This is a genomic window from Alginatibacterium sediminis, from assembly GCF_003610775.1.
GTDB classification, from domain to species: Bacteria; Pseudomonadota; Gammaproteobacteria; order Enterobacterales; family Celerinatantimonadaceae; genus Alginatibacterium; species Alginatibacterium sediminis.
The window spans coordinates 1-15,489 of record NZ_RAQO01000006.1; the positions used below are offsets into that span (position 1 = coordinate 1).

Annotated in this window: 9 protein-coding genes and 2 rRNA genes; 8 read left to right on the forward strand and 3 right to left on the reverse strand. The window is 42.1% G+C overall.

Annotated features, from left to right (window positions below; genetic code table 11):
* The first annotated feature begins 152 nt into the window (after positions 1–152).
* The 5 genes from rrf (DBZ36_RS10850) to DBZ36_RS10870 all read left to right on the forward strand — a co-directional run bounded on the left by rrf (DBZ36_RS10850) (position 153) and on the right by DBZ36_RS10870 (position 7,369).
* Positions 153–268 (forward strand): 5S ribosomal RNA (rrf, locus tag DBZ36_RS10850).
* Between the two features lie 214 nt (positions 269–482).
* Positions 483–598, forward strand: a 5S ribosomal RNA gene (rrf, locus tag DBZ36_RS10855).
* 791 nt (positions 599–1,389) lie between these two features.
* The gene (locus tag DBZ36_RS10860) at positions 1,390–2,868 is read left to right on the forward strand and encodes an MltF family protein (protein ID WP_158589079.1); all 1,479 of its coding nucleotides are present in this window, start codon (positions 1,390–1,392) and stop codon (positions 2,866–2,868) included.
* A 75-nt stretch (positions 2,869–2,943) separates the two neighbouring features.
* The gene (locus DBZ36_RS10865; protein WP_120354985.1) at positions 2,944–5,061 is read left to right on the forward strand and encodes a diguanylate cyclase domain-containing protein; all 2,118 of its coding nucleotides are present in this window, start codon (positions 2,944–2,946) and stop codon (positions 5,059–5,061) included.
* A 184-nt stretch (positions 5,062–5,245) separates the two neighbouring features.
* Complete coding sequence (locus DBZ36_RS10870; protein ID WP_147395020.1) at positions 5,246–7,369, forward strand: sensor domain-containing diguanylate cyclase; 2,124 nt, start codon at positions 5,246–5,248, stop codon at positions 7,367–7,369.
* A 173-nt stretch (positions 7,370–7,542) separates the two neighbouring features.
* On the opposite strand, the gene DBZ36_RS10875 is transcribed toward DBZ36_RS10870, so the two are convergent.
* Positions 7,543–8,166 (reverse strand): SGNH/GDSL hydrolase family protein, encoded by a 624-nt coding sequence (locus tag DBZ36_RS10875; protein ID WP_120354987.1) that lies wholly within the window; start codon positions 8,164–8,166, stop codon positions 7,543–7,545.
* Positions 8,167–8,596: 430 nt separating this feature from the next.
* Here DBZ36_RS10875 and DBZ36_RS10880 point away from each other — a divergent pair, with 430 nt between their 5' ends.
* Positions 8,597–9,571 carry a PstS family phosphate ABC transporter substrate-binding protein gene (locus DBZ36_RS10880; RefSeq protein ID WP_120354988.1) on the forward strand — a complete coding sequence of 325 codons (975 nt, stop codon included), beginning with the start codon at positions 8,597–8,599 and terminating at the stop codon, positions 9,569–9,571.
* 193 nt (positions 9,572–9,764) lie between these two features.
* On the forward strand, positions 9,765–11,510 hold the full coding sequence (locus DBZ36_RS10885; protein ID WP_120354989.1) for a methyl-accepting chemotaxis protein: 1,746 nt from the start codon (positions 9,765–9,767) through the stop codon (positions 11,508–11,510).
* Between the two features lie 61 nt (positions 11,511–11,571).
* Here DBZ36_RS10885 and DBZ36_RS10890 read toward each other — a convergent pair whose 3' ends face one another.
* Entirely contained in the window at positions 11,572–12,918 is a 1,347-nt protein-coding gene (locus DBZ36_RS10890; protein WP_233558126.1) for an MATE family efflux transporter, read from the reverse strand.
* 169 nt (positions 12,919–13,087) lie between these two features.
* On the opposite strand from DBZ36_RS10890, the gene DBZ36_RS10895 reads away from it, so the two are divergent.
* Positions 13,088–13,981 carry a Dyp-type peroxidase gene (locus DBZ36_RS10895; protein WP_120354991.1) on the forward strand — a complete coding sequence of 298 codons (894 nt, stop codon included), beginning with the start codon at positions 13,088–13,090 and terminating at the stop codon, positions 13,979–13,981.
* Positions 13,982–14,031: 50 nt separating this feature from the next.
* On the opposite strand, the gene DBZ36_RS10900 is transcribed toward DBZ36_RS10895, so the two are convergent.
* A complete protein-coding gene (locus tag DBZ36_RS10900) occupies positions 14,032–15,348 on the reverse strand; it encodes an anti-phage deoxyguanosine triphosphatase (RefSeq protein ID WP_407641486.1) in 1,317 nt (438 codons plus the stop codon).
* Positions 15,349–15,489: the final 141 nt, after the last annotated feature.

The window sequence follows — 15,489 nt, forward strand, 5'->3', positions numbered from 1 at the left end:
TAACCTGTACTAATGACCCGTGAGGCTTAACCATACAACCCTGAGTAGGGTTGTAGAATTGCCTTAGTTTTAGAATATAAGAACGCTTGTTTAACTCAAGCCTTGAGCCTTTTTCAGATTTTTCCAGACTTTTTAAGACAACACGTTTTTTGCCTGGCGGCCATAGCATTGTGGCCCCACCTGATCCCATGCCGAACTCAGAAGTGAAACGCAATTGCGCCGATGATAGTGTGGGGTTTCCCCATGTGAAAGTAGGTCACTGCCAGGCTCCAAATTTAAACTCGATTAGTTTCTTCGGTTAATGTTACAACTAGTTGAGAGTCCTACGTGAAAGTAGGGCGAAGGTCGCCAGGAGCAAGTATTCTTGCTCAGGCCGTAGCGGAAGCATCTATGATGCGCACCTGTTCACTGCCAGGCTCCAAATTTAAAGATAAGTTTTAACAACTTGTCTTTTCATTCCAAGAGAATGAAAACAGTTTTTGCCTAGCGGCCATAGCATTGTGGCCCCACCTGATCCCATGCCGAACTCAGAAGTGAAACGCAATTGCGCCGATGATAGTGTGGGGTTTCCCCATGTGAAAGTAGGTCACTGCTAGGCTCTTATTAAAACGAGAAAGCCCATCCTAACGGATGGGCTTTTTTTGTTTCAGCAACTCGGCAATATGCTCCTGCATTGCTCTACTACCGACATCCCTGTTGGCAGCGCAGAAACCCACATGACAAGCTCACATAGGTGTGAAAGCTCTCCGCGGTTAGAAAACCTTTAGCATCGAGGATTCGTTACTGGGTATTTTTTATAACCCTTCAGGGACTCGCAGAGCTCGGCCAGCTCAATGGGCTCGAAGCAATGCTTCTCGAAATCCCCATATCGCCTGCGCAGGCTCTAAATACACGAAGAACCCGCTCGCAAGGCTCGAAGCTAGGCTTCTCGAATACCCATGCTCACTGTGAAAGTAGCCGTTAAGTATCATAAGTGAGATTCCTAAGCTCGGTGATGAAGCTGGTCGTTCAGCGTCCAGTTGATATCTTCCTAAACATTTATCTCAGAAAACGAGCTGAATATTTGCCCCTGTTCTAGAATGACTTAAGATGTACCTTGTATGTTACTTTACACTTTCAGCACGCAGTAGCGCCCTTGTAACTTGCAGCAGCCTTGCTGCGCACTTTTCACTTCTCTTGCTTTACACTTGCAGCTACGCAGTAGCGCCCTTGTAACTTGCAGCAGCCTTGCTGCACACTATTAACTTCTCTTGCTTTACACTTGCAGCTACGCAGTAGCGCCCTTGTAACTTACAGCAGCTTTGCTGCGCACTTCCCTCTTCACAGAAACATGTTTGATTTATAAGCAAAAAACAGTAGAGTCAAGTTAGCTATTAAATGGATGTAATCATGCTTAGGAATAAAACAGTTTTTTGGACTCTTGGTTTGGGCTTGCTTTTAATAATGGCTTTGCTCGGTAGCCGCTACGTGCAAGGTAATGACAGTTCTGAACTCGAGATAGAAGACCCGCTACTTCCAGACTTTATAACTCAGCCCTCTTTTGGCGATTATGCTCAAATGGAAGAGCGGCAAATGATCAGAGCATTAGTGGTTTTTGGTCGCGCCGATTTTTTCATGGATCAAGGCCATATGACGGGTCTGCAAGTAGAGTTGCTTGGTCACTTTGAAACATTTATTAATAAAGGTAAAGCAACTCGAGACAGAGTTAGAATTAAGTATATTCCAGTAACTTTTGATCAACTTATCCCAGCCTTGCAAGATGGTCGGGGAGACATTGCGGCTGCGTTTTTAAGTCCGACGCCGGAACGAGCGAAATTGGTTTCGTTGATCCCAGGACTAATTAATGATGTCGACGAAATACTTGTAAGCCATTCCTCTAATACAGAAGTCACAACTTGGGATAGCCTTAAAGGAAAAGAAATTGTGGTTCTCAAGAACAGTAGTTACGCGGAGAATATTGAACGTGTTAACAAGGATCTCGGTTTCTGGTCTTTTGACAAAATAAAAATGAGGGAAGGAGATTCCGAGTTTGCTTCTGAGGATTTACTAGAGTTCGTTAACGAAGGCATTATTGATTTTACGGTCATCGATAGCTACAAAGCAGAACTGTGGCAAAAAGTATTACCAAATATTCAATTACACCCCGATATTTTTCTGAGCAAGGGCAATAGTCTAGGTTGGGCTGTTCGCCAGGAGTCAATCGAGCTTAAAGAGAAAATAGAAGCCTTCATTCAGTCGGAAGTGAAGCCGGGATCGTTGCTCGGTAATATGCTAATTAAGCGTTACTATGAAAGTACTTCTTGGGTAAAAAAGGCGATTAGCAGTAGCGAGCGCGATCGACTTAATCGCTTAATGCCTATTTTTGAAAAGTATGCACAGCAATACAACTTTGATCCCTTAGTGTTAGTTGCACAGGCTTATCAAGAATCGGGTTTAAATAATGACTTGGTCAGTGACCGAGGTGCGGTTGGGGTTATGCAGTTACTGCCATCTACCGGTGCTGAGATGGGAATCAAGGATTTAAGCAACGTCGATCAAAATATTAAGGCTGGCGCTAAATACATGTCTTGGTTAAGAGAGTATCATCTATCTGATTATGAACTTGCACCAAACGAGCAGCTAGCATTCAACTGGGCTATATATAATGCCGGCCCTGGTCGCCTAAAAACTATTTTGAAAAAAACTGAAGAGCTGGGATTAGATCCAACTAAATGGTTTGGTAATGTTGAACTGGCAACCGCTCAGATCATTGGTCAAGAAACCGTGAAGTATGTGGCTAACAATTTTAAATATTATGCGGCGTATCGTTTCATCTTAGAACTTGAACAACAAAAGTCAGAGAGTACGCAAGAACTAGCCGAGAACTAAAGCTGAAGTCCCAACTGACCTGAACACTGATTACGTAAGTTGCTTCGCCTGATTATGCTCAGAATAGGAAGTTAAATGTCTATACTAGATAAGCACGAGCAGCTTATTGAAGAATCGTTGTCCAAAAGTTGGGACGTGATGGTCTCCGACCCAGCCATTGCGCGCACAATCATTCAGTCGCTACTTCGTGAAGACACCCTCAGTGATATTCGAAAGGGTGAATGCTATATGCATTTAGGTTGGTGTGATCTTTATTCCGGACAAGCACAACAAGCAAGTCAACATTTTTTGAACTGTATAGAACTAGAGTTCGATATCAAGGAAGTATCAATCTTAATTAAGGCTTATAACGGCTTAGGCAGTTCATATACAGAGCAAGGCTTATTCAAGGCTGCTATTGTTGCTTTTAATCAAGCCCTAGCCTATTGCCAAAGCGAAGCGCAACGAAAGCAAAGCATTCCAACGCATTTAAACGTTCTTACAATCTATGTCGAAATCGAAGATCTAGTCGCTGCTAAACAAACTGTTTGCGAAATTGAGCGATTAATTTCAGCATTTGGAACTTCACCTGAAAACACCTGTATTGAACAGATTTTAAAAGGCGATATTTGTTTACTTGAATCTGAGCTAGAGCGGGCTCAATCATTTTATTGCGAAGGGCTAGCTTACGCTGAGCAAAGTGAGAGTCAGTTCGCAACGTTTGATGCTAAGCTTGGAATGTGTCGTGTTGCTCGATTACAAGGTAACACTCAAATTGCCCGACAAATCTTAGATCAATTACAAACAGATTTTGATCTCAGAAGTGCCGGTAACTCCTTTTATTATTTAAGCATAGAACAAGCCTTATTGTTATGTGGCGACAAAGATGTTGATGGCGCTATAAAGCTCTTAGAAAAAACTATAGCCCAAGAGCAAGGCAGTCTTAAACTACTTCCGGTGATAAAGGCCCAAGAAAAGCTCAGTGACTTCTATGCCATGCAAGGTGACTATGAGTCAGCATTCTCAAGTTTACATTTGGTTTTTAAATCCAAAGAGCAAATCGCAGGCTCGGAAGCACAACAACAGCTCATTTTGTACCAAGCAAACGAGAACTTTCAACGCTTACAGCAAGAAGCTAAAAGTGAGAGGAAAATGCGCCTTGAACTCGAAGAGCTCCATCAACGTCTCACCTTAATAGAAAAAATTGGCCGTGATCTGTCTTCGAGTTTAGATCTTTCAGAAATTGTGCGGCATTTTTACCGCTCGATGAAGCATGAACTAGGCGTTGATGCCGTTGCCATAGGAACCTTCAACGAACTGGAAAACTCCCTAGAATTTGATTTTGCCATCGAGTTCGACCGCTATATGGAACCGTTTCAGATAGCTATTGATGACCCTATGAGTCTCAATGCTGAATGCTTTTTGACGCAAGGTATGCTGGTTGCAGACGCTAAGACCTTTTCCAAAGCTGAGACAATAGGAAATACCGAAAAACAGATGCTTTCAGGGATCTATATCCCTTTAAATATTGCTCAGGACAAAATTGGGGTATTAACCCTGCAAAGCACTGTTGATGGAATATTTCAGGATTCAGCCGTTATTAATGTGCTTAAAAGTGTCTCAGACTACCTATGTATAGCTGTTCGCAATGGTCTTAGTCATGCCCAGTTAAAACAGATGAAGGATAAGTTGCTCGTTGAGAAGGACCAAATTGAAATAGCTAAGTCCGAGGTCGAGTATCAAGCCTTACATGACGGTTTAACTTCTTTACCGAATCGCCGAATGTTGATTGATTGTGTTAAGGCTCGGATCTTTGAGGCCCGATTACGAAACGAAAACTTTTATTTGTTATACCTCGATCTAAATGAGTTTAAGCCGGTTAATGATACTTATGGTCACTCAGTTGGTGATCAACTGTTGATTGCGTTTTCACAGCGAGTACGAAATTTTTTACGCAGTGCGGATCTACTAGCTAGAATCGGAGGCGATGAATTTGTCGTATTGGTGACTGGTCAAAGTACCGATCGTGGGATTAGCGAACTCTTGGCGCGACTAAACCATGAAATCGAACAGCCTTTCTTAATTGACGAAATCAATTTGAGTATATCTGCGAGTATTGGCGTAAGCACCTATCCACAGGACGGACATTCTTTCGACCGTTTGTTACATGCAGCTGATATTCAAATGTACAGAACTAAAGCTCTGCAAGGCTAAGTCTAACCATTTAACTCGACTCTATTCTTCGTGTAACACTGAATCTGCAGCTTAGGATTAATTACTGCGGTGAAATTGTGACTTTAAAATGAGATCGTTATTGCTATAGCAATGTATAATTAAGTGTTTACTGTAAAACAAGCTTATTGGATTTAGCCTAACAAATCTATCAATGGGGATTTAAGTGTCATCAGAAAGAGTTTCACAACTCGATGCGAGACAAATGTTAAATGAAAGCTGGGATGTTATGCAAACCAGTCCAGAATCATCTCGCCTTATTATCGAAGATCTATTGGCTTCAGATGGTCTTAGTATAGGCAAGCAAGCCGAGTGCAACTTGCACCTTGGTTGGTGCGAAATGTATAGCGCTAGGCCAAAAGATGCGAGTAACTTTTTTTTACAGTGTATCGATTTGTACCATGGCTTGGATAATCTTTCTTTATTGATTAAAGCTTATAACGGCTTAGGCAGTTCGTACGCCGAGGTGAGTCTGTTTCAATCCGCGATAACAGCATTCAATGAAGCGTTGAGCCACTGTAAAACTGAAGGTTTTCAAAAGCAAAGCGTGCCCGTATATCTCAATATTCTACTTATTTATACCGAGCTAGAAAACCTAGGTTCTTCTAAAGAAACTCTTAAAGAATTAGACCGTCTAATTACGCATTATGGCGCTGATGAAGACAATTTAAGTATTTATCAGAGCCTAACAGCAGATGTATATCTTCTCGAAGGGAAATTTTCTGCAGCGCTAGAGCACTATACTAAAAGTCTAGAGTACGCTAGACATGCGAATAGCGATTTCGCCAGCTGTACTGCATTAATAGGGCTAAGTCGTCTAAATCGTTTAAGTGGTAAATATCAACTTGCTCAACAAGAGCTTGATGAAATCGTTCGTAACTTTAAAGCTGACAGTGTGGGTAGCCACTACCACTATGCTGCGTTTGAGCAAGGTTTACTGCACTTAGCCAATAATAATGTAAGCGCTGCTATTGACACTTTTGAACGTTCTTTGGGTGATAGCGGGGCTGTTCAACAATTGGTACCCTTAATCCGGATACAGCAGGAACTGAGCGATTGCTATTCCCAAATTGGTGAATACAAGCTGGCTCTTGACAATATACTGCTCGTCAATAAAGCCAAAGAAAGCATGAGTGGTGCTGAAGCACAACAACAACTGTTGCTACACCATGCCCAAGAAAAAGTGAGTAGATTGGAGCGAGAAGCGCAGAGCGAACGTAAAATGCGCTTGAAGTTGGAAACCCTGCATCGGGGTCTGTTAATGATCGAGAAAATTGGTCGCCAATTAGCATCAAGTCTCGATTTGCCCGAAATAGTCAGTCGCTTCTACCAATCAATGAAAGATGCTGTTGAAGTCGATGCTGTCGCCATCGGTTTGTATGATGTCAACCAAGATTGCTTGGACTTTGAGCATGCAATTGAATTTGACGAAAAGATGGAACGTTTCCAGATCCCACTAAACGAAAAAACCAGTCTTAATGTTAAGTGTTTTAAAACCCAAAAAGTTATGCTGGTTGATAGCACAGACTTCGTGAATACAGTCATGCAAGGTGATGCGAAGGTTAAGATGAAGTCGGGTATTTATATGCCTTTGAGTATCGCCGATGAGCGTCTTGGGGTCTTAACGTTGCAAAGTAGCCATGAAGGGGTCTTCCAACAAGAAAATGTAATAAGCATACTCAATAGTATTTCAGACTATTTAAGTATTGCTATTCGAAATGGTATTAGCCATGCGCAATTGTTGGAGCTACGAGACAGTCTTCAGCAAGAGAAAGATGAAATAGAATTGGCGAAAACTGAGATCGAGTATTTAGCGCTGCATGATGGTTTAACTCAACTGCCCAATAGACGTATGTTGCTTGATTGTGTGAAAGCTAGAATTTACGAAGCGAGACTGCGTAGTGAAAACTTCTATCTACTCTATTTGGATCTTAATCGATTTAAGCCGGTAAACGATCTCTATGGTCATTCGATGGGTGATAAATTACTTATTTCGTTCGCCGAGCGCGTTAGAAAATTCTTACGTAGTGCAGATTTATTGTCGCGAATTGGTGGTGATGAGTTCGTAATTCTACTCTCTGGTCACAGCCCTCGAGACGAGATTGACCAATTGATTTCTCGTTTACAACTGGAAATCGAAAGACCATTCCTTCTTGAGTCTAAAACTATTGCTGTTTCAGCTAGTATAGGATTAAGTTGTTATCCAGAAGATGGAGAGTCATTTGATAGCCTGTTGCATGTCGCAGACCTGGATATGTACCAAGGTAAAGCTAGGCGAAAAGCCGACTAAAAACTGACTATTTCATCATGTTGTTTGGCGTTAAACTTACCTCACTTTTTGCCGAACTTATTGTGTTCAAAAAGGTAGTCTTGTGGCAACAATTTCTACCACAAGTTACCTGAAGTTCATCTGTGGTACTAACTTCGGTACCTCGTCTAGATAATAGCAATGCTTACTTCTGGTTAAGCAAGGATCTCTGGGATTAACTCGGCCAATTTATCCGCAAATTTAACGTGTTGGTCAACTTGCCAATGTATGCCCTCACGTTCACATGGTTTGATAAAATCTGCCGCATTTAGAAAATGGCAGCCAAGTTCCTTTGCCCGTAGTCCGTAGAAATGAGCTAATTGTTTAGACTTTTGTTCTGCTTGTTCAAAACCTTCTTTTAATGGATCGATCTCTAGGACAAGAGCAGGTGATACCAACAACACTTTCGCTGGTTTGGGCATAAAGTCATGCTTAAAGCCTTGTACGACTTTGACTAATCGCGCTGCCCCTTTAGAAATGTCGCTTGCAGTTAGATTAAATCTAGATTTAAGGTCATTGGTTCCAAGAAGGATCACAACTAGGTCGGGATGGTGACTTTCAAGGCAAGGCAGTAAGTAATCTAAACCATTCTTACCTGGTTCGTATGGATCGTCTAAAACGGTTGTACGACTATTTTGACCTTCTTCTATGATGCGGTAGTTAGACCTTAGCCGTGTCTGAAGTAACATTGTCCAGCGTTCATGTTCGTTGTAACGACGGGGTAAATCTGGAGAACAACCCCACGTGTTTGAGTCTCCAAAACATAGTATTTTTTTCATTATTTGCCCAACTCATACTCTAAATAATAAAAGTTATTATAATATAATACAGTCGAGTTTGTTCTTTGAATTTGATATGTAAAGACTGCTAGTTAAGCCTTGATGGTTTTTATTTTTGTCTACATGAAGGGATACCCGTCAAAGCGGTTCAGAGTGACTGAGCAGTTGCGTTGGAAAATGGTGTAAACATTGTGATCTTTGAGCGCAATGATGTGACTATCCAAACTCGCTAAACGCAGCTTAAAAATGTTTTATGTTGGTTGATTGAGTAGAGCCCTACCGTTTACCTAAGCGTCGTAATATAAGTCGCTACCCTTGGTGTCATCAAAAAAGACTGCTGTTGAAATAATAGTGTCACATTAGAACTCTATGATGAGCTCATTCCAACCAATTAGGGTTGTGAGCAATGAGAGTCCGAATGGAGACAATGATGACTTTGAATAAACTTGTTAGCGCTTTAGCATTGACCGCGACCATGGCTGCTACTTCAGTAATGGCTGCTGGCCTAGATCCAAACCTACCAGAGTACACAAAAACTACCGGTGTATCTGGCAACCTATCATCAGTAGGTTCTGATACTTTAGCCAACATGATGACCTTATGGGCTGAAGAATTTAAGCGTGAATATCCTAACGTTAATGTTCAAATTCAAGCTGCTGGCTCATCAACTGCTCCTCCTGCTTTGACCGAAGGTACCTCTCAGTTTGGACCTATGAGCCGTATGATGAAGTCGAAAGAGATTGAAGCTTTTGAAAAGAAATATGGTTACAAACCTACTCCAGTGCGCGTTGCTATCGATGCTTTAGCTGTGTTTGTGCACAAAGACAATCCAATTGAAGGTTTGAGCTTGGCTCAAGTTGATGCAATTTTCTCAACAACTCTTAAGTGTGGCGAAGACTCACAGGCTGTTCGTTGGGCAGATGTCGGTCTTAGTGATAGCTGGGCTGACAAAGACATTCAGTTATTTGGTCGTAACTCAGTTTCAGGCACTTACGGTTACTTTAAAGATAAAGCCTTGTGTAAAGGTGACTTTAAGAACACAGTTAATGAGCAACCTGGCTCGGCTTCAGTTGTACAGTCAGTGTCATCCTCACTCAATGCTATTGGATACTCAGGTATCGGTTATAAGACCTCTGGTGTGCGTGCAGTTGCTTTAGCAAAAAAAGGAACTGACTATGTTGAAGCGTCGCTAGATAACGCCGCTGCAGGTAAATATCCTCTATCTCGATTCCTATATGTTTATGTAAATAAGCACCCAAACAAAGAGCTAGCTCCGATGGACCGTGAATTTTTGAAAATGGTTCTTTCGCGCAGTGGTCAAGAAATTGTAGCTAAAGACGGTTATATTCCATTGCCATCAAAAGTTGTTATGCAAGATCTTGAAGCTCTAGGAATTAAGCTTTAATAATTAAGCCTAAGCTTAAATACATGAGACGTTTGGGCCCACTTTATCGCTAAGTGGGCTTTCTCATATATAAATATCATTCACTTCACACTTTATTGAATATTTACTAATCGAAACACTTATCGCTAGTTACTATGTTACTTCGTATTCTATTCACTACAAATGGAACCTGTACTAATAGGCGGTAACTTTAATGAAATCAATTGCGTTTAAGACCAAAATATTTGCGGTCATTACTTTATTACTTGTCATTTCCATAGCAACGTCATATCTCAGTGTTCAGTACTTCGTAAAACAAGAATTATCAGATAGTGATACTAAAAACATTAATGAAAAAATAGTTCTTATTTCTAATCAGATTCAATCAGAACTTGATTCAACTATCCGTATGGCATCAAGCCTTAAGATTAGCCTTAGTAATATTCCAAGCGTGGTTGAAGAAACGGGTTTCTACAGCATCGTTAAAGTATTCTCAGGATCGGTGTTTGCACCGAGCTATGAGAATTTAAGCGCCGAGCAAGAACAAATTTTTAGTGATATGGCAAATGCTGCAGGCGAGCAAATGCAAATCAGCCCAGTTTATCAAAAAGACGGTAAATCATTGTTTTCGATCATTCGTCCGGCAAGCGGAATGGGTGGACACGACATTTTTGAAATAGATCTTGGCGTTATCCAAAACCGTTTAGATTTACTCAACAGTGAAGGTAGTTTTATCGAATTGTTGGATAGTGAGAACTCGATTGTGTTTAGTAACAAAGTCGATGGGGATTTAAGCGCTTACGAGTATGAAATCGAATTTGCCGATCAAGTTTGGAGTTTGATTGGCTATGTTGATAATGCTTTTATTCAGCAACACACGAGCGACCTAAACAATAAAATAACAATAGCACTGCTCGTAAGTGGTGTGTTGATTGTTTTGTTTGGAACTTTCTTTATTAATTTAGCTTATCAACCTATTACAGCTTTAAAAAAATTGGTTCTTGAACTTGCCAGTGGTGAAGCTGATTTAACCCGTCGACTCGAAGTCAACAGTAATGATGATATAGGTCAGATCTCACAAGGTATTAATACTTTTGTTGAGGGCATTCAGGCAATGCTACTTAAAATTCAACGATCTAATCATGAAATAACACAGGGCATTGAGGCTCTTCAATTACAAGCCAATACCAATCGCGAGATGATTGGTAACCATCAGTTAGAAACCGAGCAAGCCGTAACAGCAATTACAGAAATGAGTGTAACGGCCGATTCTGTTGCTGAGAATGCCAATGGTGCAGCGCAACTTACCCAAAGTGCTGACGGAGGTGCAGAGCAAAGCCGACAAGTTGTCCATGAAGCGGTTGGTAGTGTTGAAAAACTAGTAGGGGAAGTTGACGCTATGTCGACGTCAGTGCAAACCATGGTGGAAGACGTAGAGCAAATTGCGTCCATACTAAGTGTTATCGGAGGTATTGCAGAGCAAACCAACTTACTAGCATTAAACGCAGCTATTGAAGCAGCTAGGGCAGGAGAACAAGGTCGCGGTTTTGCGGTGGTTGCCGATGAAGTAAGAGCCTTAGCGGCACGCACTCAGGAAAGTACAACTCAAATTAGCGAAATGCTGGGTCGTTTAGAGCAAGGAAGTAATTCTGTCGTCAAAGGTATGCAAACCACAAAAGAGAGCTGCAAATTGACTGCTGAGAAAACTGCAAATGTAACGCTATCACTTGATACTGTCAGCACCTCGATAGGAAAAATAAGTGAGATTAGTGAACACATTGCTACGGCTGCTGAACAGCAAAGCCATGTGAGTAACGAAATTAATCAGAACATGAATGCGATTCAACAGATGGCACACAACTTAGAAGGTAATAGCCAGCAAACGGTTAAGAGTACTGAAAAGTTAACGGATACGAACTCCCAATTAAATGCGTTGGTTGCGCGGTTTGTACTTGATTAAACATGCCTCATTTTAAATCTCGTTAGTATAAAAAACCGTAGTATTCGCTACGGTTTTTTGCTTACGATAGTCCAGTAAATGCGAACTTACGCCATTCGCCGCTTCGCCAACGTTTGGTCATGATTAAACCCCGTACCCATTCATCTGCCCCAATGGCTAACCAAGCTCCAATAACGCCCCAGCCAAGGTGTAACCCAAGAAACCAAGCCAAGCCGACTCCAACGCCCCACATACAAATTAAACCTACTTTGACGGGATATGCTACATCACCGGCTCCTTTTAGACCCGAGATAAATACTAGATTGAAGACCCGCCCTGTTTCTAAGAAAACTGAACCTACAAGCAGTAAGGCGGTTAACTCAACTATTTCGGCATTATCGGTAAACAGTTGCGCGATATTGAATCGTTGCCAAACAAAAAGCAGCACGATGGTAAGTGATACCGCAAAGCCGATGAAGAAGTATCGTTGTACTCGCACAGAAATCTCGTTGAGCCAAGATTTACCAACATAATAACCCGTTTGAATTTGAGTACCTTGTCCAAGCGCTAAAGAGAAAGTGAAGGTGAGACGTCCAATATTCTGCGCGTAGGTGTATGCCGTAAGAGAGGCGGTACCCATTTGACTGATAAAGTAGATGATGGTCATTTGAGCCAAATTATAGGACAGCATTTCACCTGCGTTTAATGCGCCGATACGAAAAACACGAAAGTACATATGTTTGGGTATTTGTGCAACGCGATGTAAAGGTACATGAATGCCTTTACGGTAGATAACCCAGCCTAATACAGCGGCCGAGAACACCTGGCTAAACACGGTTGCAATGGCAACGCCAGTCACACCATAGATAGGCAAACCAAATGGACCGAATAAGGCAAAGTAGTTGCCTATAATGTTGATGCCACCAGCGATTAGATTAACCACCATTGGTGAGCGAGAGTAACCATTGGCTCGCAATATAGTCGATAAAGTAACACCCATCGCTAAGCTTAAAGCGCAGCTTCCGGTAACTACCAAGTAATCAAATCCAAATTGGCTGACAGCTGGTTCTAATTCAAACCAGGACAAAAACAAGTCTGCACCGAAGTACATTACTGCACCTAAAAACACACCAAGTGCCAAGGTCATATAGATTGCAACGACAGACACTTCACTGGCGCGCGCTGGCTTTTCCGCCCCATTGTATTGGCTGATTAGAATTCCGGCGCCGGTACTTACCATCATTGACATGATGATCAGCAGAAACATCACTTGGGTGATTAATCCAACCGCCGCAACAGCCTTATCCGAATAAGCGCTGAGCATGAAAATGTCAGCGGTACTTAGCCCCATGCGCAGTGCGGTTTCGATGAAAATTGGCCACGTCAAAGCAACAATGCTCATTCGTTTGGTGATTGTAGAGTTTGGCATTCGCATAGACCTGTTGTCGTTAAAGCGCGTAGTTACTAAGCTTGGCCGAGCATTGTGAAGTATATTTATAAAAAGGATACTGATTGCTATCAATATATTTTGTCTAGGATCATTTAAAAGTTAGTAAATGCCTCATACACTATAACCAAACGTTACCAATAGGATCCGTATGGCAAATCTTGAATCTCGCGCCAATGTACAAACCCAAGTTTTGGCTGCAAACATAGCGCACGCCACTTTTTATAGTTTTAATTTGCGCGCTCAAGCCGATATAAAAAAGTGTTTACGCGTGATCGCCGATTTCTTTGACGGCGAATCAATGGTTCTAGGCATTGGCTATGATGTCGTCAACATGTTAGGTAAGCATATACCCGGTCTTTCGAGTGCGCGGGTTTTCCAAGGACCTCTTCGCAGCAATCCAGTGTTACAACACGATTTTTGGTTGCGGGTAAATGCAATCGATCCTGGTCAATGTATGCTTAAGTCCCAAGCGATGTTAGATGCGCTAAGTCCCCATTGTATTCTCGTTGAGCAAGTCGATGGTTATATGCACCGTGAAGGTCGTGATTTAAGCGGTTATGTCGACGGAACCGAGAATCCGGAAGATCGAGCCCGCTCTGTGGTAATGGTCGATAAGCAGCAACCTGGGGTTTATGGGTCTACTTTTCTTGCGGTTCAAAAGTGGCATCATCAACTTTCGGTGTTAAAAGCTAAGACGCAAACAGAACAAGACCATGTTATTGGACGACGTGAAAGTGATAATCTTGAACTAGACGATGCGCCAAAATCAGCACATGTCAAACGCACAGCTCAAGAGCAATTTAGCCCTGAAGCGTTCATGCTACGTCGTTCATTACCTTGGAGCGAAGGCCGCGATTGCGGTTTGAATTTTGTTTGTTTCGCTAATTCGTTTTATCCATTTGAAGCGCAGTTACAGCGTATGATGGGTTGTGACGACGGTATTGAAGATGGACTCTATCAATTTAGTCGCCCAGTAAACGGAAGCTATTATTGGTGCCCCGCACAAATAGATGGCCAGCTTGATTTAAGTGCGCTTATTTAAAAGCGTTTGTTTCTCAAAGGTATTAGCGAGCCTTAAAGGCTCGTTAGTACCTAGAACATGTTTTGATACAAGCGTTGGGCATAATCGTCTGTCATTCCTGCAATATAATCCGCTATAACACGCTGTTCCCCACCGGTTTTTTGAGCGTCTATAAACCGTTTGCGAGTATTTATTGGTAACAGACGTTCCGGATCACTACTAAAGGCTTGAAACAATTCCATAACGATTTGTTGTCCCTTATAGCGAACAATTTCAGTTGTGGGCAAATGAATCACATAATTGAGCACAAAACGCTTCAAGGCATCGAGGGCTTTTTGCATCGGTTCATCTAATTGAGCATAGTGGTCTAACAATTCGTCCTCGCAACTGTGGTAACGCTCAACCCCAATTGCCGTGATAAAGGCGTTCACAAGCATTCCGATGGCATTTTTTTGATCGTAGTGGTGCTGACTAAACAATTGCTGACTCAGTTCACCAATGTGATTTGCTAACCAACAATCTTTAATATCAGCGATAACCGACGCAACTTGTTCCTGCCAATCGTGACGACTCACTAATCCTAAGACGATAGCATCTTCTAAATCATGTACCCCATAGGCAATGTCATCAGCCAATTCCATAATCGAGCAGTCAAAGCTTTTGTACTTGGTTTTATGGTGATATTTTTCACGCGAAATGAAAGAGCTGATGTGGGTTCTATCATGGTCGCTAAAACTATCTAAGCACCAGTTATAAAGCTCCATATCATCATCATAGACCCCTTTAGCAGGTGTCCAGTCGGAGACCTTGAGTTGTCGAAAATTATCCGGAATTTGTGGTGAATTATAGTTACTTAGTTGGCCAATCAAGGCCGGGTACTTCATGATCGAAAGCAAGGTTCTGCGGCACAAATTCATACCATCTGTACGCGTATAGGGTTCCAAACGTGTCAAAATTCGAAAGGTTTGTGCGTTTCCTTCAAAACCGCCGTGATCACGCATCATATAATTTAGCGCAACTTCGCCGCCGTGGCCGAAAGGGGGATGTCCAATATCGTGGGACAAACACGCACTTTCAATCAATGCCGGTTCTGGATATAGAAACTCAAGCTCGGGTTGCCTCTGGGCCAGCTGACCGAGAATTCCGGTTCCAATTTGTGAAACTTCAAGCGAATGAGTTAGCCGAGTGCGATAGAAATCATTGTGACCGACCCCTAGCACTTGGGTTTTATTTTGCAGTCGACGAAACGCAGCCGAATGTAAAATTCTAGCCCTATCGCGCTGCCAAGGGCTGCGCGGGTCATTCTCTCGAGGATGTAATTCTTGAGCCTTGCGTGCAGCTCCCATCGAGCCGTTTAGACCGTTGTTAAGCCGTTCCTTGCTTTGCATACGGTAACCTATTGATAGTTAGTAAACTTAGTGTCTGTTAGACACGCTTCAAAATCAAGTCGAGGTTTGGCATATCATAATATTCAGCTATGCGCATTATCCTGAACACCTATAAGCCTCATTTTTCCCAAGAAAAGTAAA

Coding starts and splice junctions, on each gene's coding strand:
- DBZ36_RS10860 (WP_158589079.1), top strand. CDS start 1,390: ATGCTTAGGAATAAAACAGTTTTTTGGACTCTTGGTTTGGGCTTGCTT.
- DBZ36_RS10865 (WP_120354985.1), top strand. CDS start 2,944: ATGTCTATACTAGATAAGCACGAGCAGCTTATTGAAGAATCGTTGTCC.
- DBZ36_RS10875 (WP_120354987.1), bottom strand. CDS start 8,166: ATGAAAAAAATACTATGTTTTGGAGACTCAAACACGTGGGGTTGTTCT.
- DBZ36_RS10880 (WP_120354988.1), top strand. CDS start 8,597: ATGACTTTGAATAAACTTGTTAGCGCTTTAGCATTGACCGCGACCATG.
- DBZ36_RS10885 (WP_120354989.1), top strand. CDS start 9,765: ATGAAATCAATTGCGTTTAAGACCAAAATATTTGCGGTCATTACTTTA.
- DBZ36_RS10890 (WP_233558126.1), bottom strand. CDS start 12,918: ATGCCAAACTCTACAATCACCAAACGAATGAGCATTGTTGCTTTGACG.
- DBZ36_RS10895 (WP_120354991.1), top strand. CDS start 13,088: ATGGCAAATCTTGAATCTCGCGCCAATGTACAAACCCAAGTTTTGGCT.
- DBZ36_RS10900 (WP_407641486.1), bottom strand. CDS start 15,348: ATGCAAAGCAAGGAACGGCTTAACAACGGTCTAAACGGCTCGATGGGA.